This window comes from Pedobacter sp. AC379, from assembly GCF_979258145.1.
The window spans coordinates 531,939-553,065 of sequence record NZ_OZ409839.1 but is presented as its reverse complement, the minus strand read 5'-3'; the positions used below and the strand labels follow the sequence as shown (position 1 = coordinate 553,065).

Here is a 21,127-nt window from a genome sequence, read left to right as displayed (position 1 = left end):
TGCGCAATGAAACCCACTCTTTATTGGGCTAAAAAAATCAAAATTACATGTACAAATTACTCCACTATACTGCTGATAATCAAAATGAGGTGCTTGAATTTATGCACCAAAATACATTTGTAACCTTAATTGGTTTCGATGGCGAATTCCCGGTTGCCACGCAGGTTCCTGTTAAAACCGTAGTTGATGAAGAATCAATTAAACTTATTGGCCATATCATGACGAAAACTGATCATTGCAAAGCTTTTGAACAAAACCCTCACGTTATGGCACTATTTACAGGGGCACACGCTTATATTAGTGCTTCAGTGTACGAAAACCCTTCTGCTGCCTCAACATGGAATTACAAAACAGTACAAGCCAAAGGGATGATCAGGTTAATGTCGTCAGAGGAGACTTATCAGGTAATAAAAGAATTGACTGATAAATACGAAAATCCAGAAACGAGCCCTGCGGCATTTAATAAAATGGATGAAGCTTACATTCAGAAACATTTAAAAGCAATAACCGGCTTTGAGGTTACCGTTAGTCATATCGACCACGTTTTTAAAATGAGTCAGAATCATTCTTCCAAAAATAAAGAAAACATAGTGGCAAACTTAGAAAAAAGCAATGATGCGCTAGATCAAGAAGTTGCTAAAGAAATGAAAAAGGATTTTTAAGCATTTTGGTTCATGCTATAATTTCATTTACAGTAGCGTCATCCTACACTTCATCATTTAATTCGGATAAACAAAAAGACCAAGGCGATGAGTTTTGGTCTTTTGAGTATATTTAAAGGATTTTGTTTTTATTTTAAGTAGTAAATGGCAGCGTAAATAATGGCAGCCAATGTGGCCGATACCGGGATGGTTAAAATCCATGCCCAAATCAGGTTGATGGTTACCCCCCAACGCACAGCCGATACACTTTTTACAACCCCAACCCCTACAATAGATCCTGTAATGGTGTGTGTAGTAGATACCGGGATACCGAAATGTTCAGTAATTCCTAATGTAATGGCACCTGCACCTTCTGCCGCAACACCTTCGAGTGCTGTTACTTTAGTGATTTTAGAACCCATCGTTTTTACAATTTTCCAGCCACCACTCATGGTACCCAATGATATTGCAGAATAACAAGCTACTGGAACCCACCAAGGCATGGCTTCGAAATTAGGAATAACCTTTGCTGCAATTAATGCTGTTGCAATAATTCCCATTACTTTTTGAGCATCATTACCACCATGGAAGAAACTTAAGGCTGCAGAAGAAATTAACTGCAAACGTTTAAACCATTTCTCTGCTGTGGCCGGCTTGGCGTTTCGGCAGATATTGATAATGATCAGGGTTAAAACAACAGAAATAACCAAACCGATTATCGGAGCCAAAACAATAAAGGAAATAATTTTAATTACATAACCCATGTTTACAGCATCAAGTGGGCTTGCACCTGTAATTAATGCGTAAGTCATCCCTGCGCCAGCAAAACCGCCAATAAGCGTATGTGATGAACTTGAAGGGATACCGTACCACCAGGTTAAAAGATTCCAGATAATTGCAGCAATTAATCCTGCGAGGATTACTTCTAGGGTGATATAATGCTCTATAACTGTTTTAGCAACCGTATTGGCTACTTTATGATCGGTAAAATAAAAGTAGGCGGCGAAATTAAAAAGCGCAGCCCACAAAACCGCCTGAAAAGGCGTAAGAACTTTTGTAGAAACAACTGTTGCAATCGAGTTAGCGGCATCGTGAAAGCCGTTAATGTAATCGAAAGCAATAGCCAGAATTACAACAACAACCAATAAGGTAGTTACCATGTTTGTGTATTATTAAGCGTTTTTAACCAAGATAGTTTCAAGCACATTTGCCACATCCTCACACTTATCTGTCGCTTTTTCTATCGTTTGTAAAACCTCTTTTTGTTTAATTAATTCAATCGCATTGGTTTCGTATTCAAATAAACGGGCAACCGCTAAAGTGAATACATAATCGGCCTGATTTTCGCCACTGTTAATGCGGATACAAGCATCAGCAATTACACGGATATTTTTAAAACTGCGTAATTCTTTTATTGCTTTATCGATATCGGTACACATTTCTACCAAAAGCTCAGCGATTTTAACAATCGGCTCATTAATGGTGTTCATGTTGTACATCTGCATGCGGTTTGCAGTACCATAAATATAATCGGCAACATCATCAACAGCAGTAGCCAGTTGGTGAATATCTTCTCTATCAAATGGAGTAATGAAGTTCCTGCTTAACTCAAGAAAAATCGAATGGGTAATATCATCACCTACATGCTCTAAGCGTTCAATTTCTTTAAAAATTGTTTTTCTTCTTTCTGCATCAGCGGTGCTCACCATTTCTAAAAGGGTTTCTGCAATTTTTAATGCATTGCTGCCTGCTTGTTCGAAAAGTGGGTGAAACTTTCTGTCTTGAGGTGTAAAGAACTTAAAAATATTGTTCATGTTAATTTTTAATATGTTGCAAAGCTACAAGCCCAATGTTAAGTTAATGTTAATTTATTAATTATATTAACGAGATCGGCCAGTTTTCCGTCATACGAGGTTAATTTTAATAGCATTTAGATGTTTGATAATGAATTAAATAAAGACTTACCAAATAGTAACAACCTTTTATTTGAAAGAGATTTGCTCTTCTACCCCTGCCTGAGAAAGACAGGTGCTTTTTTCGATCTGTGATTGACAACCTGCACTGGTTCTTCAGAATACTCAATATTAAACCTTTTTAAAAAGAAATCGGTTTTGTGATAAAGTCTGTTAGGGTCAGCAAAAATTACTTAGCTTTTTCTGCGATTCTGTGGCAAAAACTAACGAATGATCTAATAGATGATCAAAGCGTCTTGTTTGTGTACTTGCTACCATTTTGTTAAAATTGATAGTCGCACGCAGTTGAAAAAAATTAACCTCCTTTTTGCAGGGTAAATGCAAAGGTAGTTCCTATACCAGGCGTACTTCTTACCGATATGGTTTGCTGATGGGCTTCCAAAATGTGTTTTACAATGGCTAATCCTAACCCTGTACCACCAACTTCTCTTGCCCGATGGGTATCTATGCGGTAAAAACGCTCAAACAAACGTAACAGGTGTTTTTCTTCAATACCGATACCATTGTCGGTAACCTCAATCAAAACCTGATCATGTAATTCGAAAATTTTTATTGCCGTTTCGCCACCATCAATTCCGTATTTAATGCTATTAACAATTAAATTGATCAGTACCTGGCGTACTTTCTCTCTATCCGCCAATACATTGGTAATAGCGGTATACTTATCTTTAAAAAAAAGTTTAATGTGTTTTGCCTGCGCACGGTCTTCAAGGTTTTCCATCACCTCTTTAGCCAGTTGCACAAAATCGAATTTTTGATAATTTATCGGTGATTCGCCTGTTTCGAGCTTAGAAATAGCATCCAAATCATTAATTAAATAACTTAAACGCTCTACATTGTTCTCTGCCTTTTTTAAAAACAGAACTGCCTGATCCGGATCATCTACCAAACAATCCTGCAAAGTTTCAATATAGCCCTGAATGGCAAAAAGGGGCGTTTTAAATTCATGAGATACATTAGAAAGGAATTCGCGTCTGAATTGTTCCTGCTTTTTCAACAAATCAATCTCTTTTTTCTTTGCTCCTGCCCATTCTTTCACTTCTTGTTCTACATCATTAATCGGATCAGAACTTACATATTCGCCAAGTGCATCTTTTAAATCCTTGCCAAGTTTAAGGTTATGGATGAGCTTATAAATCAGTTTAATTTTAGTGTAGATGTATTTTTCGAGCAAATAATAAAACACCAGGAAACTACAAAGAAAGGACACTCCAAAAGAAATAGCGAGGTAATACCAGCTATGCTGAAAGTAAAAATTAACCATCCCGATGGATAAGCCAACGGAAAGAGCAGTAAATAAAACCAGCACACTTAATTTCATGCTGCAATTTAAAGCTTTTTATGTTAAATGTGTGTTAACAGATAATAGCATTTGCCAGATGTTTGCAAGAGCGGGTTTAAGCCAATTACTTATAAAAACAAAAAAGCTTTTCCTTTTGAGAAAAGCTTTTTAAAATAGTTTATTTAGACTTATTTTTTAGTCGAATCTGTTGTTGTAGCTGGAGCCGGAGCAGTAGCTGGCTTAGTGTTGTTTAAGCTTCCGCCAAGTGGAGATGGTGATGGCGTTTTATCCAAACGTTCTTGAATAGCTGAATTTCCAACAGCTGTAGTACCACCGCTGGTTTTAGCAATTGTAGTGATTGATAAGGTTAAAACAACAATAGCTGCCAACAAAACCCACGATCCTTTTTCCAAAACATCACCGGTACGTTGCACACCAAACATGTTACTGGTGCCGCCACCTGTAGCCAAACCACCACCTTTAGGGTTTTGTATTAAAACAAACAGGCCTAAGGCTACGCAAACAATAATTAATAAAATGATTAAAAAGGTTACCATGCTAATATTTATATTTTAAAATTTCTTTTCTATAGATTGGATAAGGTCGGCAAAGTAACGGCTTTTTTCCGGATATTTCAAACTTAATTTTTTATAAGTATCTATGGCTTTGTGATAAAGCATCTGCTCGATGTAAATCTTTGCCAATGTTTCCGAAACAAGGTCGTAATTGTCTTCTGCACTCTTTTTTGCCTTATTTTCATTATCAATCTGCTCAGGCTTGGGCGGTTTAATTGTTGGGTCTTCTTTTAAAAACCGTTCTATAATTTCCGCTCCCTTAGCATCTTTAATTTCTCCGGCAGGATATTCGGCCAGGTGATCGGCTACTTCAAAAGGGGTTTGAATATGAAAAATATGCTCAACATACTGTTGTTGAAATTCTGGCTGCTGTTGCGTATGCGGTGTTTGCGGCTTTACCCTGGCAGAACTGGCGTGGGCATAAGGTTGAAAAATCTGCTCGTGTTCTTTACGCGTTTTGGCCAGCCACCATAAAAATGTATACGGAAGTTTATCGTCGTTATACTGTGAAACAAAATTTCTTTCGTGCTCATCAGGCACTACAGTTTCAATTTCCGGAGCCTGCGTTACCACATCAGTACTTAATTTCTGCTCAAAAGCAAAAAAATCAACAGCGGCCACACTTTCGATAAATGAATCCTCATCAATGGGTAAATCCATTAAATGACGATCTGCACCTGGAAGATAATCTGGTGTTTCTATATTAATGTTTTCAGCTGCGGGTAAATGTTCTTCGCTAACTGTTTGAGCAGCCTCATCAAAAATATTATTATCGTCTACAACAGTTTCTGGAGTTGTAGCAGCAATTTCTACTTCTTCAGTCTCCCTAACCGAAACCATATTTAGCACATGAAACAAAACATGCCCCTGACTATAAAGTGCAGCCTTAGGGATTGCTGATGCATTGGCCTTTGCTAAAAGTAAATGAATAGGTTGAGCATAAGGAAATTGCTGAACCATATCCTGTAACATGGATACGTGCTCTGGACCAACCTTTCCAGGTTGCGCAAGTAAATCGGCCAGTAGCTTTTTATTATCCATTATAGAGGTTTGCCGCTAAGTTAAAAAAAATGTGGGCGGGTTTTTAAAATTTTGTCTAATAGAATGCCGCTTTATCTACCACTGCGCAAAGGCCCGGTTAAAAATATCTTCTGATAGCTGCTTGTTAATATTCTCAATAGCTCCCGGCAACAGGGTTTGAATAGGCGCACCACTGATCGGAAAATCGAAAAATTTGGTGAAACTCTCCTCAAAACTTTCTTTTTCGTGCTCTTTCAGGTTGTTTTTATATTTTACAGAAACGGTAATTGTTAACCTGTTTGCGCCAGAAGTAGGTGTAGCACTGTTTTGGAGTGCCACTGGTTTAATATCATAACCTGTTATTCTTCCCTCAAAAGATGCATCACCTTCGCCAGTGGTAGAAATAATTAATTTGGTTTGGTTACGGATACGTGTTTTTAATGACTCTGTAATCTGATTGCTCAAAGTTGGTACTACAAGTGGGGCATTATTTTCGAATAACCGGATAACAACTGTTTTTAATCCTGTGGTTGATGCCCCGCTGAATTTATAAGAACAGGCATTTAATACCGAAGCAAGTAGGATTAAAGCGAATATTTTAATTTTCATAACTCTTATTAATGCTTAAAGCAATTGTACTTTAAATTATAAATTTAGTTCCTTAATCTTTCTGTACAATGTTCTTTCAGAAATACCCAGTTCCTGGGCCGCAAATTTGCGTTTACCCTTATGCTTTTTTAAAGCTTTTTTAATCAGATCTGATTCTTTATCAACCAGTGATAATGATTCTTCTACTTCTTCGGCCTCATGCGCAAAATAATCGGTGTTATTGCTGTTCGGGTTGTTATTACCCTGCGAGGGTTGTTGAATGGTAAAAGCATGCTCCTGGCCCGCAGGTAACTCTACATCACGATACAATTGGTTGATATACTGAGGATTATCCGCCAAAACTGTAGCAGTATTGCCACCGTGCTGTATAATTTCTGCAACCAATTTTTTAAGTTCAACCATATCCTTTTTCATATCAAAAAGAACTTTGTACAAAATATCACGTTCAGTAAAATCTTCTTTTGATTGGGCGTTAATGGCCATGGGCAGGTTACTACCCGCCTCATTAGGGATATAGGTTAAAATTGCTTGGCCGGTAACATTTCGGTCTTTCTCCAGTACACAAATCTGTTCGGCAATATTTTTTAACTGGCGAACATTACCTGGCCAGCTGTAGTTTGTTAAAATCTGAATCGCATCTGGCTCAAGGTGTAAGGCCGGACTACGGTATTTATCACTAAAATCTGCAGAGAATTTTCTGAACAAGAGGTAAATGTCCTCCTTACGTTCGTGTAATGCAGGGATACGCAGCGGAACAGTGTTTAACCTGTAATATAAATCTTCGCGGAATTTTCCGTTTTTAACACGGTTATATACATCAACATTGGTTGCCGCAATAATGCGGACATCCGTTTTTTGAACTTTAGATGAACCTACACGTAAATATTCTCCGCTCTCTAAAATCCTTAATAAACGGGCCTGTGTGCCTAAGGGTAGTTCTGCTACTTCATCCAAAAAAATTGTTCCGCCGTTTGCAACTTCAAAATAACCCTTGCGGGCTTCGTGTGCACCTGTAAAAGATCCCTTTTCGTGACCAAAAAGCTCCGAATCTATTGTTCCTTCTGGAATAGCGCCACAGTTTACAGCAATAAAAGCCCCATGTTTACGGGCACTCATTTGATGGATAATCTGCGAGAAAACTTCTTTACCACTACCACTTTCGCCTGTAATCAATACAGACATATCGGTTGGTGCCACCTGGCTGGCAATATCTATCGCACGGTTAAGTAATGGAGAATTTCCAATAATACCGAACCGTTGTTTAATATTTTGTGTATCCATTTATTCTTTATAAAGTTTCGTCACTCTGAACTTGTTTCAGGTCTTTTAAATTAAGATGCTGAAACAAGTTCAGCATGACGCATGCTATGATACTATTTTTCCAATTAGGGTAGCAGATGTACATCTTTCGATATAAACATTTGCATATTCACCGGGTTTAACGCCATCAATTGCCGGAAAAATGGCCATTGCGCCGCTATCTCCTCTTCCACAATAATCAAGATCTGATTTTTTAGAGGTTCCTTCGATTAAAACGCGAACGGTTTTACCCACCCATTCTTGTAAACGCATTAAAGAATGTGCTTGTTGTTTTGCCAAAATTTCGGCTAAACGGCGTTTTTTTACATCCTCGGGTATATCATCCGCTAATTTACGTGCAGCTAAAGTCCCTGGTCTTTCAGAGTAAGTAAAATTATAAGCAAAATCATATTGCACATAATCCATTATGCTCAAAGTTTCCTGGTGTTCGTCTTCTGTTTCTGTACAAAAACCTGCAATGATATCGGTAGAAATTGCACAACCCGGAATAATGTTACGGATGGCATCTATACGGTTAATATACCATTCACGGGTATAAGTTCTGTTCATCAGTTCCAGTATACGGGTATTTCCCGATTGAACAGGTAAGTGGATATAATTACAGATGTTATCATATTTAGCGATGGTATGTAAAACCTCATCGGTAATATCTTTTGGGTGTGACGTAGAAAAACGGACCCTTAGCTCAGGGCTAACCAAGGCTGTTTGTTCCAAAAGCTGTGCAAAATTTACATTTTCGGTTCCATCTTCTGATGTCCAAGTGTACGAATCTACATTTTGGCCCAAAAGGGTAACTTCACGGTAACCTGCTTCAAACAAACCTTTTGCTTCTTCTATAATTGAATGCGCATCGCGGCTACGTTCGCGGCCACGTGTAAAAGGAACAACGCAAAAAGAACACATGTTGTTACAACCACGGGTAATGGAAATAAATGCGGTAATTCCATTGCTGTTTAAACGAACCGGACTGATATCGGCGTAAGTTTCTTCGCGGGATAGTAAAACGTTTACCGCTTTATGCCCACTTTCAACCTGTTCGATCAAGTTAGGCAAATCTCGGTAAGCATCTGGTCCTACAACTACATCAACCAAACGTTCTTCTTCTAAAAATTTAGATTTTAAACGTTCTGCCATGCAGCCCAAAACGCCAACAATTAATTTAGGGTTACGGCGTTTTTCTACACCAAACTGCGAAAGGCGGTTCCTTACCCTGGTTTCTGCATTTTCGCGGATAGAGCAGGTATTAATAAAAATCACATCTGCCTGATGGTAATCCCCTGTAGTTTCAAAACCAGTTTCGGATAAAATTGAGGCAACAATTTCGCTGTCCGCAAAATTCATTGCACAACCATAACTTTCGATATATAATTTACGGGCATCGGCTTTTACTGGTGCATCTAAAATTAAAGCTTCACCTTGCCTGGCCTCATCGTGCGTCTTATCTGTTACTTGTAAATCAATCATTATTTAAAAACAATTTGGGGATTGCAAAAATACATAAATAAAATTAAAAGTGACAAATTGACATATTTAGTTTAAATGTTTACAGTGGGATTATGATCATTACGCAGTTGCGAAAAGGAATACGGAATCGATTTTATTATTTTTTAATGGAAAATATGCCTGTCGGATAGTGTTTTAAAGTTCGTTTATTCTTTTTTGGAAATGTACGGTTCTGCACATGTGGAGGATTGCAGCCCCGCCCCCGTTTCTGCCGATTGAAAAATCACCATCTCACTAGGGTCGGGTTTAGCTTACAGCTGTTTGTGCTGATATGAGGGGTATCCACACCACAGGCCTAACCGATTAGCCCTTGGTGAAGCGGTACCCTGCAGGGCCTGAGGTACGATGGCCGAAGCGTACAAGCGTAGCAAAGGAACAAACGATGTTTCTTGTACTGCCCTTGCGCTGCAAAAAAATTAACAATATATACTCAGTTAACCACAGATAAAAGGGATGCACACAGATGAATAATCCGTGTTTATCTGTGTACATCTGTGGTTAATATGCTAACTCAGTGAAATTATATAGGAATAAATGTAATTCACTTGTGCTGCAAAAATTATTTGTCAATGATACTAGTGTTTTATAGTTGGTTTATTCTTTTTTGGAAATGTAAGGTTCTGAACATGTGGAGGATTGCAGCCCCGCCCCCGTTTCTGCCGATTGAAAAAATCGGCATCTCACTATGGTCGGGTTTAGCTTACAGCTGTTTGTGCTGCTATGAGGGGTTTCCATACCACAGGCCTAACCGAATAGCCCTTGGCGAAGCGGTACCCTGCAGGCCTTGAGGTACGATGGCCGAAGCGTACAAGCGTAGCAAAGGAACAAACGATGTTTCTTGTACTGCCCTTGCGCTGCAAAAAAAAATTAACAATATAAATACTCAGTTTACCACAGATAAAAGGATGCACACAGATGAATAATCCGTGTTTATCTGTGTGCATCTGTGGTTAATATGCTAACTCAATAAGACAGGCATGCACGGTGGTTTCTTGCACTTCAAAAAGCTATTTTAATATAGGCTTAGTTTTTTCGCTTGCTGTTAAAAAACCTTTAGTCTTCCAATCTGTTACCTATCGATAAGCCATAATGATGACAGCGCAGCGTAGAAATAAAATCTGGACCTGGATAGGAAGTATATTTGGTATCCTCATATTAATTGTAGCCTTTGGTGCCATGTTTTTAAGTGCCCGATGGAAGCCTATACTTACCGAAAAAATTAAAGATGGAGTGTATAACGGTTCTCATCACCTTTACAAAATAGATTTTAAAAGTATAAACTTAAATGTAATTACAGGAAGCCTGGCCCTGCGTGATGTTACCCTAAAGCCCGATACCGCTGTTTTTGACAGCCTAAAGAAAATGCAACTTGCACCTGCCCATACTTTCGAGCTTAAGCTGAAGAAACTGCAAATTACCCGTGTAGGCATATTAACCGCTTATTTTAAAAAACGGATAGATGTAAACGAAATCCTTTTGCAAAAACCCTCCATCAATATGGTTTTTAACAAAGTGAGTAAAAAGCCAGATACGGCTAAAGATGAGAAATCCCTTTATGAGCAGATTTCAAAATCCTTTAAATCGGTACACGTTAAAAGCATAAAAATTGTAGATGCTGATTTTGATTACATTAACAAAACCGGTGCTAAAAAGACTAAAAACGCTATTAAACACCTTGATATAAACATTAAAGATTTTTTACTGGACTCTCTTTCTGGAAGTGACACCACAAGATTTTATTATACAAAGGATGCTTCCTTTCAAATTGCCGGATATAAATCTGTAACGAAAGATAAAATGTATTCAATGAAGGTTGATACAATCACGGGATCTACTGCATCGAAAAAAATCACAGTAAAAGGTTTAAAACTTATTCCTTTATATGATGAACTCACTTTTGCCCGAAAATATAAAGTTCAGAAAGACCGCTACAATTTGGCCTTCGAAAAAATAGAATTTAATGGTGTTGATTTTATTGGTTTAAATACCGACCAGAAATTGCACGCAAAATCTTTGAAAGTTGGTCCGGCAAATGTTGAAGTTTTTATGAGCCGCGAATCGCCACCACCTCCTGGCCTGGATAAGGGGAAAAATTATCCACATATCGCTTTAAAGCGACTAAACTTGCCTACACTGATTGATACCGTAAAATTAAGACATATTAACCTTAAGTATTCGGAATTTAATCCTGCCAGTAAAAAAACCGGTTCGGTAAACTTTAAGGCATTAACAGGCAATATTTTAAATGTAACCAACGATAGTTTACAAGTGAGTAAAAATAACCATGCCGTTGCCAATTTAAATACACTTTTAATGGGCACAGGAAAGATGAACGTAAAAATTGATTTTAATCTTACCGATAAAAATGGTGCTTTTACATACAGTGGTAATTTAGGCAGATTTGATATGAAAAACCTAAATCCGCTATCAAAGTCATTGGGCCTGGTTGAGATAGAAAGTGGCAATATACAACAGCTTGATTTTAAAGCTAATGGAAACTTAAGGTCCGCGGCAGGCACTATGAATATGCTTTACACCGATTTAAAGGTTAAATTATTATCGGATAATATTGATGGCGAAGGCACCAAAGAAAAGGGATTTTTATCATTTCTGGCCAATGCCATTCTGGTAAAAAATGAAAACCCACAAAAAGGCGAAGCTCCTAGAACAGCTAAAATGACGAATAGCAGGATCAATTCGGCATCTTTTTTTAACCTGATGTGGAAAACAGTTTTTGTAGGCATTAAAGATATTGTAGGTGTGGGAATAGTACCCGAAAAAAATCCTGTAAAACAGCAAAAAGTAATTGCAAAAAAAATTAGAGCACAAAAGCGGGCAGATAGAAAAGCAGCGCGAAAGGCAAGGAGAGAAAAAAACTGATCTTACATTTCTAAAATATATGTTTATAACCGTATATTGCTAGTAAAAACAAGATCCTTCCTTTTTTAATGCCTGATACAAAAAGATACCGTTATAAAGTTTTGAAATGGACTGCCGGCATGCTGCTTGGCATTTTTATCGTACTTGCAGGTATTGCCTGGTTTTTAAATGTAAAATCGCGGCCGATGTTAACCGACAGGATAAAAACGCTGCTTTATAAATCCACAGATAGTTTATATACCATTAGCTTTACAAAGGTTTCTACCAATATTATCACAGGCAACGCTACCTTGCAAAACGTTAAAATTACCCCCGATACCAATCGATTTAAACGCCTTATTGCCTTAAAAAGAGCACCAAACAACCTTTATACGGTTTCATTAAAAAAACTGGTTGTAAAGCGCTTCCATCCGCTTACGCTATACAGGGAACAAAAGCTTCAACTCGAGGAAATCATTTTTGATAAACCCGAGGTTACGATGGTTAATCAACAGTTTGCGTTTAACGAAGGCCGTGCGCCAAGGCCAATTAAATCTCCTTATGATATCATTTCCAAAAACCTTAAGGAATTTAGCATTAAATCCATCAGGTTTAAGGATGTGAGTTTTAAATACATTAATAAAAATATAACCAATTCCACTCCTTTTTCAATTGATGATCTCAACATCACCTTAACCGATTTATTGGTTGATTCGACCTCCGCAGAAGATCCATCCCGCTTTTACCTCCTTAAAGATATTGTAATTAACCTGAATAACTATGTTTACCGCACACCGGATAAAATGTACGACATTAAGCTTGATAAACTTGATTTTAGGGCAACTACGGGTAAATTGAGGATAAACAGCTTTGCAATGGTTCCGCTGTATGACGAAATGACTTTTGGAAAAGTAGCGGGTTATGCCCGTGAACGGTTTAACATCAGCATGAGCGATATTATGCTCAACGACATAGATTTGCCACTTTACATTAGCAAGCAAGAACTTTGGGCAAAAGAAATGGCCATTTCGAATGGTTTTATTTCCGTTTTTAATCAAAATGGACTTCCAGGGAAACCCCAGGAAAATAAAATAGGTAAATTTCCTCATCAACTTCTGCAACTGGTTGATGCCCCTATCCTTGTACAAAAAATTCAGCTGAAAGATGTTAATGTTAATTACGCAGTGTCCAACAGCGAAAGTAACCAGAAAGGACAGATCAGTTTTGAGCATACCTCGGGAATTATAAAAAATGCCACCAACCTCGATAAAATTAAAGCCATAAACCCAACAATGGAGGTAAATCTTAATACTTATCTTTTTGGACAGGGAAAGCTTGATGTGAACTTTAAATTTAACTTAACCGCTAAAGACGGGGCTTTTTCTTACAATGGCGTTTTGCACAATTTTAATGCAAGGGTGCTCAATCAGATTACCAAACCCCTTGGTTTGGTACGCATTAACCGTGGCAACATCGATAAATTAAAGTTTGATTTTAAAGCAAATGATTTAGGAGCAAAAGGAACTGTGGCTTTTTCTTATTACGATCTTTCTGTAGCCCTGATGAAAAATGACCCTGAAAAAGATCATTTGGTAACCCGTGGCTTCCTTTCTTTTTTAGCGAATGCTTTAATCATAAAATCCGAAAACCCCGGACTGGGTAGTAAACTCATTCCAGAAAAAGTAACTTATAGCAGGCCTGCAAACACTTCTTTTTTCAACATGATCTGGAAGAGCCTTTTTACAGGCATAAAATACAGTATTGGCATTACAGAAGAGAAACAGAATGAGGTGCGCCAGCATATTGCCAAATTTAAAGCCATGAGGGCGAGCCATAATTTAAGGAAACATAAAAGATTAATGCGCCGGATGAAGCGGGAGCGCGAACAAAATGAAAAGCGGTAACATTTTGTAACCTTTTCTTATCTTTATTATCTAAACTTAAACCAAAATTATGATTATTGCCCTCATCATTATCGGATTTATATTCCTGATTGGAATTTTCTTCTACAATTCACTTATCGGTAAAAAAAACCAGGTAACCAATGCTTTCTCTGCCATTGATGTGATGCTTAAAAAACGGTTCGACCTCATTCCTAACCTCGTTGAAGTGGTAAAACAATACACCAACTATGAGCAGGGAACCCTAACTAAAATTGTCGAGCTTAGATCAAAAGCAACCTCAGGCAACCTCAGTAATGCAGAAAAGGCTGATTTGGATGCTCAATTAAGCAGCACTGTTAAAGGTTTAATGGTAAATATTGAAAATTATCCTGATTTAAAGGCCAATACCAATTTTATTAACCTGCAAACCACCTGGACAGAAAGTGAAGAGCAGATTGCTGCAGCAAGAAGAACTTATAATGCTTCTGTAACCGACTATAACAACTCCATTATGATGTTTCCTGGAAGTTTATTTGCCGGAATGTTGAACTTTCAGCCAATTGCTGTTTTAGAAACCGCAGCCGAAGAACGCAAAAACATCAGTGCCAAAGAGCTTTTTAATAATTAATGGCATTCAATATTGAAAGTAATGTAGCCTTACAGCAAGTTTTGGCTACAATGGAAGTGGAGCGCAAAAGAATTGCAGCTACGCAAACCAAAGGTTATATTTTTATTGCAGCAGGCATTTTACTCTTAATTCTCGGTTTTTATCTGGGCTTTCCCATTCCTGCGGTAATTGCTGGCTTAATACCGATAATTTATGGCGGTGTTTTATTATTTAAAATCAGCGATGCTTTATCGGCTTACCAAAATGCCTACAAAAGGGATGTAATCGGTGCGGGCTTAAAATTTCTTGATGAGAGTTTATCGCTAAACCCCGAACAGGGAATTGAAGCTTCGGAGTTTATGTATACCCAGCTTTTTAACACTGAGCCAGATCGCTATAAAACGGAAGATCTGGTTACAGGTTGCGCTGGCAAAACCAGATTTTATTTTGCAGAAGTGCATGCAGAATATAAAACAGTTACCCAAACCAAAAACGGAACCAGAACAGAATGGCACGACATTTTTAAAGGGATTATTTTCGCAGCTGATTTTAACAAGAAACTTAATGGGGTTACGATTGTTAAACCAAAGGATTTTGGAGCTGCATTTGGAGCATGGTTCTCAAAAAACCTTTTTTCTTTCGGCAGCAATGATGTTATTCAGCTGGAAAACATAGATTTTGAAAAAACTTTTGTAACGCATGGTTCTGATCAGGTAGAATCGAGGTATATCCTTACTCCTGCCATGATGGAACGGATATTAAAGCTCAATCAGCAAAGCAAATACAACATTAGCCTATCTTTTATTGAATCAAGGATGTACATTGGCTTTCCTCTAAATAGAAATTATTTCGAGGCCCCTGTATTTAAATCTTTATTAAAGCCTGAAACCATAAATGAAGATATTGCCACCATAACGTTTATGTATGATATTGTTAAGGAACTGGATTTGAATACTAGGATTTGGGGAAAGAATTAACACAAAGTTTTAACCTGGTAAAACGGAAAGCAAAAATGCGGCAGTTTAGCGTGAGCCGGAACTAGGCTTAAGAAGTTTCTCCGGCAAATGGGCGATCGAAACTTCGTAAGGCAAGCGCAACTAACTCAAATGTTTTTTTACAATTTCTTCGAGCGCAGCAATATCAAAAGGTTTTGATAAATAACTATCGGCACCTGCTTCATCAGCCAACGAAGAAATATCGTTATTTGCCGAAAAATAAATCACCGGGATATGCTTTAAATCCGGGTGGCTTTTTAAGGCTCTGGTGGCTTGTATACCACCTAAATCGGGCAGCCAGTTATCCATAAAAATTAAATCAGGCATATATTCTGATACCTGTTCTTCTATATTATTGGCATTCTCAGATGTTTTGATTTCATACCCCGCATCTTCCAAAATAAAAGTACATAGATCAAGAATATCTCTATTATCATCAAAAACGAATACTTTTTTTGCAACTGTCATACTAACCTCCGAAAGCAAATTAATTATTTAAATTATTTATATAATCAGCCATATTATGGCCATCCAATACCACATGTGGCTTAACGTTAATTACAGCCTGTTGGGGCATATATGGCATTATGGCCGTATTTGGATTCTGTATAACCACGCTGCCCCCCAAATTGTTTACCGTTTTTAAACCCTCTACCCCATCTGCATTGGATCCTGATAGCAGAATGCAGACTAACGTTTCTTTAAACACCTCAGCCGCAGAATGAAAGGTTACATCGATAGATGGCCGCGAGTAATTTACTTTTTCTGAGTAATCTAACGAAATGCTAAAATCCTCTTCTATCAACATATGGTAATCTGCCGGGGCAATAAATACCTTACCGGGTGTTAAAAATTCTTTTTCTTCAGCTTCGTTTACTTCCAGTTTGGTGCGGCTGCGCAACAGATCGGTTAAGAGCGATTCGTTACTGGCTTTACGGTGCACCACCAAAACAATTGGAAAACTCATATCATTCCTTAAAGCAGGAAAAATTTCCAGCAATACATCCAAACTGCCGGCCGAACCGCCAATAATTAATGCATTACAGCGGGCAGAATTTATAGTTTGCGCCATATTTTCTCCATTTTTACCCTTTTATATTCTTTTGATTTTGGCCAAAATTCTAAACTTTCTTTACTGCCCAAAGCAAGGTATCCTAATTTCTCGATACTTCCATCAAACAGGTTAAATACTTTATGCTGCAACTCTTTATCGAAGTAAATTAATACATTTCGACATAAAATCAGCTGAAATTCATTAAAAGAATGGTCTGAAACTAAATTATGTGTCGAAAAAATCATTTTACTGTTTAAACTCTCATCAAACTTTGCCAAAGAGTAATTTGCGGTATAATAACTGGAAAACTCTTTTACCCCTCCCGATTGCAGGTAATTTTCTGAATACTGTTTTAGATAATTTAATGGAAACATGCCTTTTTTTGCCTTTTCCAAAACAGAGGGATTAATATCGGTGGCATAAATAAGCGATTTATTGAGCAAGTTAAGTTCTTTTAAAACAATTGCCAGCGAATAGGCTTCCTCTCCGGTAGAGCAACCTGCTACCCAAATTCGGATAAAGGGATAAGTGCCTAAAACCGGTAAAACATCATTCCGTAATGCCTTATAAAAAGACGGATCGCGGAACATTTCGGTAACATTAACCGTAATTTCTTCCAGGAAACGCTTAAAATATTGTTTATCGGTTTTAATTGTATAGCGGAATTCGGCAAAGCTCACAAAATTATCCAGTGCATAAAGGCGGGTTATTCTCCTTTTTATTGATGCGTGAGAATATTCCAGAAAATCGTATCCGTGGCTTTCCAAAACATCATTCAGCAGGATTTCCACCTGATCATTATCTATTGCATCACTTATCACCGGCTATTTTGTAAATTTTTCTATCTGTGCTAATAATTCGTCAACATTTATAGGTTTTGAAACATAACCCGATGCGCCCGCGCTTAAGCAACGTTCTTTATCGCCCACCATTGCTTGCGCAGTTACGGCCAATACAGGAATGTTTTGCATTTTGGCCGATTTTTTCATTACGGCAATGGCCTGGTAACCATCCATATCGGGCATCATCATATCCATTAAAACAATGGCAACATTCTCGTGCTTTTCTATAATTGAAAAACCCTCCTGGGCACTTACAGCAGATAAACAATCGAAACCTTTGGCCTTTAAAACAGCTTTTAAAGCAAAAATGTTTCGGTTGTCATCATCAATAATGAGAATTAATTTTTGAGGCATAGTTTAAAAAAATGGGTTATGATTTATGATGATTTTCGTAAAGCCAAACGCGTAAAAGTGATACCAATTGATCCATATCTACCGGTTTGCTAATGTAATCTGAAGCACCTGCTGCAATACATTTTTCGCGGTCGCCCATCATGGCTTTAGCTGTTACGGCTAAAACAGGTAAATTACGGTATTTAATGTCCTGTCTGATGGCTGTTGTAGTTTCATAACCATCCAGTTCAGGCATCATCATATCCATTAAAACCACATCTACTTCCGGATGCTCGTTTAATAATTTAAGTGCCTCTTTACCATCTGTAGCTGCCACAACTTTCATTTGGTGTTGCTCCAACATTTTGGTTAAAGAAAAAATATTACGCACATCATCATCTGCAACCAAAACTGTTTTGCCAACCAAAACATCTTGTAATTCGGAGAATTTTTTAGGTGATTTTATTTTTTCCTTACTTTTTTCTTCTACCAGGTGCAAGAAAAGGCCTGCTTCATCCAAAATACGCTGATAAGAATGGGCGGTTTTTACCACTATAGAATCGGCATATTGTTTAATGCGGTTTTCTTCGCCCTTTGAAAGGTTTTTACCTGTAAAAATAATGATCGGCAGATTTTCCAACCCCGGTGTTTTTTTAACCACTTCGAGTGTTTCATAAGCATGTTTATCAGGAATGCCCATGTCTAAAATTACACAGTTAACCTCGGGTTTATGTAATGCCGAAACACTTTCATTTACCTGGTTAACAATTTCTGTCTGGATATTAAAATTGCTCAGGAAATAGCTCAGTGCTTTGGCATGTTGCTCATTCTCTTCTACAATAAGTACTTTTTTAGGGTAACGGCTTAACGCATGTTCTAGTTTAGAAAAAATCTCCTGCATGTGCTCAAAAGCAAAGGGTTTGTTGATAAAATCTACAGCTCCCTTTAATAAACTTTCTTTTTTAACCTGCAATGACGACATGATGTGCACCGGTATGGGCCTTGTTGATGGATCGGCCTTTAATTCTTCCATTACCTGCCAGCCATCTTTAACCGGTAGCTGGATATCAAGTAAAATGGCCAGCGGTTTAAAGTTTTTTGCCATTTCGATACCTACATCGCCACGCACAGCTACCAGGCCTTTATAATTTCTCTTCCTGGTAAAATCCAAAAGAGTTTTTGCAAAAGGGGTATCATCTTCCACAATCAAAATTACTTTATCATCGGGCTGGATGTTATCACGGTCATCTTCTATTTCCTGTGGGATATTATTTACGGTTAAATGACTCACCTTTTTAAGCGCAGGTTCTGCGGGAGTAACCACTACAGGTTTTTCAAAATCGGTTACAACACCATCAAAACCTTTATTTTTATCAATAGGAAGGGTTAAAGTAAATATACTACCTTCTCCTTCGGTACTTTTTAATTCTATGTAACCACCGAGTAACTTAGCCAGTTCTCTACTGATAGAAAGGCCCAAACCAGTACCACCGAATTTGCGGCGGGTAGAACCATCGGCCTGCTGAAAGGCTTCAAATACCATTCCCTGTTTTTCAGGGGCAATACCTACACCTGTATCGGTAACTTTAAATATTAATGCGCCTAGTTTGTCGTTTTTGCTAATGTTTAGCGTTACTGAACCAACTGTGGTAAATTTAATTGCGTTTGATAACAGATTTTTAATAATCTGCTCTAAACGCATTTTATCGGTATGGAAAAATTCAGGAACATCTGCCGCTTTATCAATTACAAAATCAAGTTTCCGCTCTTTTGCCAAAGGATTAAATAATGAACGCATGTTGAAGATCACATCATCAACTTTAATGTTCATTCTATCAAGTTCCATTTTACCGGCCTCAATTTTAGAAAGATCCAGAATTTCATCAATCAAGCTTAGTAAGCCCTGGCCCGAACTTTGAATTACCTCCGCATATTCCTGATGCTCACGGTCCATTGCCTCATTTTCGGCCATTAATCTCGACAATAGTAAAATTGAGTTTAAAGGCGTTCTTAGCTCGTGAGACATGTTTGCTAAAAACTCTGATTTATACCTTGTGCTCAGCTCTAAAGCCTCGGCCTTTTGCTGGATTTCGATATTTCTTTCTTCAATCAGTTCATTTTTCTCTTCTAACAAACTGCTTCTTTCTTCAAGCTCCTGGTTGCTTTGCAACAGTTCTTCCTGTTGCACACGAAGTTCTTCTTCACTTGCCTGTAGTTTTTGTGCCTGGGCTTCCAGTTCTGCATTTAAGCCCTCAAGTTCATTGTGCTGTACCTGCAACTCTTCTGATTGTGCCTGCGTTTCTTCTAACAATTGCTGAAGTTTCTGCCTGTTTTGTGCGCCTAATAATGCGGTGCCTATATCAGATAAAACGAGCTTTAAAAAATGCAATTGCAAATCGCTGTATTTACCTATTGTACCCAATTCTAAACCACCTATAGAAATTTCGTTCCTGATAATTGGCAATACAATTAGTTGCGCAGGTTTAATATTTCCTGTTGCATGCGTTACAGTTAATTCATTTTGCGGTACCTCATCAAGTAAAATAGGTTTACCACTTTTTACGGCCTGGCCAATTAATCCTTGCCCAAGCTCAAGGGTTTTTACGAGGTTTTGCCCTTCTAATGCATACTGGCCTTTTAAATGCAGGTAACCGTCATCTTTAAATAAGTATAATGCACCGATCTGGCTTTTGGTATAACTGGCTAAAAACTCTATAATATCTTCGGCTAAATGGAAAACATCTTTTTCGCCTACCATATTTACATTTAAATTGGCCACTCCCGTTTGTATCCATTCATTTTCTTCGAGCGTATCAAAAGATTTTTTCAACGAATATGACATGTTATTTAGCGATTCGGAAAGTTCGCCGATATCATCCTGCGACTGGCTATCGAGTTTTACGCCGTAGTTGCCGTTAGAAATCTGGTAAGCAATTTCTTTAATGGCTGCTATGCGTTTTTCCATCTCATATTTCTTATCCTCAATTTCTTTTTGAAGCTTAACACGCTCATCAAAATCGACTGATACTTTTCTATAAAAAAACAGTGTAATCAGTATGGCCAAAATAGCTGCAATTAAAATTAGAACCGGGGTATAGGCGGTAAGTTTATTAAGTTCGATTGTACGGTTTTCGAGCAATCTCCTTTCTTCCTTTACCATTCTGTTTACCACTGAACGTGCCTGATCCATGTAGATTTTGCCCTCTAACAATACCGTAGGATCTACCTGTCCGCCCAATGATTTAATTTCTATAGTGGAGGTAATAATATTGAGTCTGCGGGCAAGTATATTTCTTAATTCGGCAACATTTTTTTGCTGGGCTACATTATCTTTCGTTTGTGCTTCTATCCTTTTTAAAACGGCCATTGCCGTGTCTGTAGAACCGTAGTATGGCTGTAAAAATATTTTATTCCCTGTTAAAAGGTAGCCCCGCTGCCCGGTTTCGGCATCTTTTAAGGTAGAAATTACACCTTGGGTATTTAAAATAACTTCATCGCTGTGTTTTACCAGTTCGGTACTTTTAATCAGGTTACTGATACTGATGTAAGATGCCAATGAACTGATAAATAGAATAATTAGCGACAGGCCCAGGCCCAAACGTAAATTATTTTTAAGAGTTGTTTTCATTAT

At 37.8% G+C, this 21,127-nt stretch carries 19 protein-coding genes; 5 read left to right on the top strand and 14 right to left on the bottom strand.

The genetic code is table 11. From position 1 onward, the window contains the following. Nucleotides 1–47 precede the first annotated feature (47 nt). Complete coding sequence (locus ACZZZW_RS02425; RefSeq protein WP_463492183.1) at nucleotides 48–662, top strand: FMN-binding negative transcriptional regulator; 615 nt, start codon at nucleotides 48–50, stop codon at nucleotides 660–662. A 128-nt stretch (nucleotides 663–790) separates the two neighbouring features. On the opposite strand, the gene ACZZZW_RS02420 is transcribed toward ACZZZW_RS02425, so the two are convergent. The 9 genes from ACZZZW_RS02420 to ACZZZW_RS02380 form a co-directional block, all read right to left on the bottom strand. Continuing rightward, nucleotides 791–1,801: an inorganic phosphate transporter gene (locus tag ACZZZW_RS02420; protein WP_055904207.1), complete on the bottom strand. Its 1,011-nt coding sequence runs from the start codon at nucleotides 1,799–1,801 to the stop codon at nucleotides 791–793. A 12-nt stretch (nucleotides 1,802–1,813) separates the two neighbouring features. Further along, complete coding sequence (locus tag ACZZZW_RS02415; RefSeq protein ID WP_200912255.1) at nucleotides 1,814–2,455, bottom strand: DUF47 domain-containing protein; 642 nt, start codon at nucleotides 2,453–2,455, stop codon at nucleotides 1,814–1,816. A 454-nt stretch (nucleotides 2,456–2,909) separates the two neighbouring features. Beyond that, nucleotides 2,910–3,935 (bottom strand): sensor histidine kinase, encoded by a 1,026-nt coding sequence (locus tag ACZZZW_RS02410; RefSeq protein ID WP_055904200.1) that lies wholly within the window; start codon nucleotides 3,933–3,935, stop codon nucleotides 2,910–2,912. 149 nt (nucleotides 3,936–4,084) lie between these two features. After that, nucleotides 4,085–4,453 (bottom strand): preprotein translocase subunit SecG, encoded by a 369-nt coding sequence (gene secG / locus ACZZZW_RS02405; RefSeq protein WP_055904197.1) that lies wholly within the window; start codon nucleotides 4,451–4,453, stop codon nucleotides 4,085–4,087. Between the two features lie 15 nt (nucleotides 4,454–4,468). Then, a complete protein-coding gene (locus ACZZZW_RS02400) occupies nucleotides 4,469–5,512 on the bottom strand; it encodes a hypothetical protein (RefSeq protein WP_463492182.1) in 1,044 nt (347 codons plus the stop codon). 75 nt (nucleotides 5,513–5,587) lie between these two features. Then, entirely contained in the window at nucleotides 5,588–6,100 is a 513-nt protein-coding gene (locus ACZZZW_RS02395; RefSeq protein ID WP_055904191.1) for an LptE family protein, read from the bottom strand. A gap of 36 nt (nucleotides 6,101–6,136) precedes the next feature. After that, the gene (locus tag ACZZZW_RS02390) at nucleotides 6,137–7,381 is read right to left on the bottom strand and encodes a sigma-54 interaction domain-containing protein (protein WP_055904188.1); all 1,245 of its coding nucleotides are present in this window, start codon (nucleotides 7,379–7,381) and stop codon (nucleotides 6,137–6,139) included. Between the two features lie 84 nt (nucleotides 7,382–7,465). Further along, nucleotides 7,466–8,884, bottom strand: coding sequence for a tRNA (N6-isopentenyl adenosine(37)-C2)-methylthiotransferase MiaB (gene miaB, locus ACZZZW_RS02385; RefSeq protein WP_463492181.1), 1,419 nt, complete (start codon nucleotides 8,882–8,884; stop codon nucleotides 7,466–7,468). A 734-nt stretch (nucleotides 8,885–9,618) separates the two neighbouring features. Then, nucleotides 9,619–9,867 carry a hypothetical protein gene (locus ACZZZW_RS02380; RefSeq protein ID WP_463492180.1) on the bottom strand — a complete coding sequence of 83 codons (249 nt, stop codon included), beginning with the start codon at nucleotides 9,865–9,867 and terminating at the stop codon, nucleotides 9,619–9,621. Nucleotides 9,868–10,012: 145 nt separating this feature from the next. Between ACZZZW_RS02380 and ACZZZW_RS02375 the strand changes: the two genes are divergently transcribed. From ACZZZW_RS02375 to ACZZZW_RS02360, 4 genes are all read left to right on the top strand, one after another. Then, nucleotides 10,013–11,803, top strand: coding sequence for an AsmA family protein (locus tag ACZZZW_RS02375; RefSeq protein ID WP_463492179.1), 1,791 nt, complete (start codon nucleotides 10,013–10,015; stop codon nucleotides 11,801–11,803). Between the two features lie 68 nt (nucleotides 11,804–11,871). Further along, nucleotides 11,872–13,686, top strand: coding sequence for a hypothetical protein (locus ACZZZW_RS02370; RefSeq protein WP_463492178.1), 1,815 nt, complete (start codon nucleotides 11,872–11,874; stop codon nucleotides 13,684–13,686). A gap of 49 nt (nucleotides 13,687–13,735) precedes the next feature. After that, a complete protein-coding gene (locus ACZZZW_RS02365) occupies nucleotides 13,736–14,293 on the top strand; it encodes a LemA family protein (RefSeq protein ID WP_055904174.1) in 558 nt (185 codons plus the stop codon). Continuing rightward, nucleotides 14,293–15,249 carry a DUF3137 domain-containing protein gene (locus ACZZZW_RS02360; protein ID WP_463492177.1) on the top strand — a complete coding sequence of 319 codons (957 nt, stop codon included), beginning with the start codon at nucleotides 14,293–14,295 and terminating at the stop codon, nucleotides 15,247–15,249. The genes ACZZZW_RS02365 and ACZZZW_RS02360 overlap by 1 nt, the downstream gene beginning before the upstream one ends. 120 nt (nucleotides 15,250–15,369) lie before the next feature. On the opposite strand, the gene ACZZZW_RS02355 is transcribed toward ACZZZW_RS02360, so the two are convergent. Genes ACZZZW_RS02355 through ACZZZW_RS02335 form a run of 5 tightly spaced genes read right to left on the bottom strand, consistent with a single transcriptional unit; the run spans nucleotide 15,370 to nucleotide 21,124 of the window. Then, nucleotides 15,370–15,735, bottom strand: coding sequence for a response regulator (locus ACZZZW_RS02355; protein WP_055904167.1), 366 nt, complete (start codon nucleotides 15,733–15,735; stop codon nucleotides 15,370–15,372). 19 nt (nucleotides 15,736–15,754) lie between these two features. Further along, nucleotides 15,755–16,339 carry a chemotaxis protein CheB gene (locus ACZZZW_RS02350; protein ID WP_055904164.1) on the bottom strand — a complete coding sequence of 195 codons (585 nt, stop codon included), beginning with the start codon at nucleotides 16,337–16,339 and terminating at the stop codon, nucleotides 15,755–15,757. Then, nucleotides 16,324–17,142, bottom strand: a complete 819-nt coding sequence (locus ACZZZW_RS02345; RefSeq protein ID WP_055904161.1) for a CheR family methyltransferase — start codon at nucleotides 17,140–17,142, stop codon at nucleotides 16,324–16,326. Before ACZZZW_RS02345 ends, ACZZZW_RS02350 begins: the two co-directional genes overlap by 16 nt. 3 nt (nucleotides 17,143–17,145) lie before the next feature. After that, nucleotides 17,146–17,517 carry a response regulator gene (locus ACZZZW_RS02340; protein WP_055904158.1) on the bottom strand — a complete coding sequence of 124 codons (372 nt, stop codon included), beginning with the start codon at nucleotides 17,515–17,517 and terminating at the stop codon, nucleotides 17,146–17,148. Between the two features lie 16 nt (nucleotides 17,518–17,533). Next, the gene (locus ACZZZW_RS02335) at nucleotides 17,534–21,124 is read right to left on the bottom strand and encodes a response regulator (RefSeq protein WP_463492176.1); all 3,591 of its coding nucleotides are present in this window, start codon (nucleotides 21,122–21,124) and stop codon (nucleotides 17,534–17,536) included. Nucleotides 21,125–21,127 lie beyond the last annotated feature (3 nt).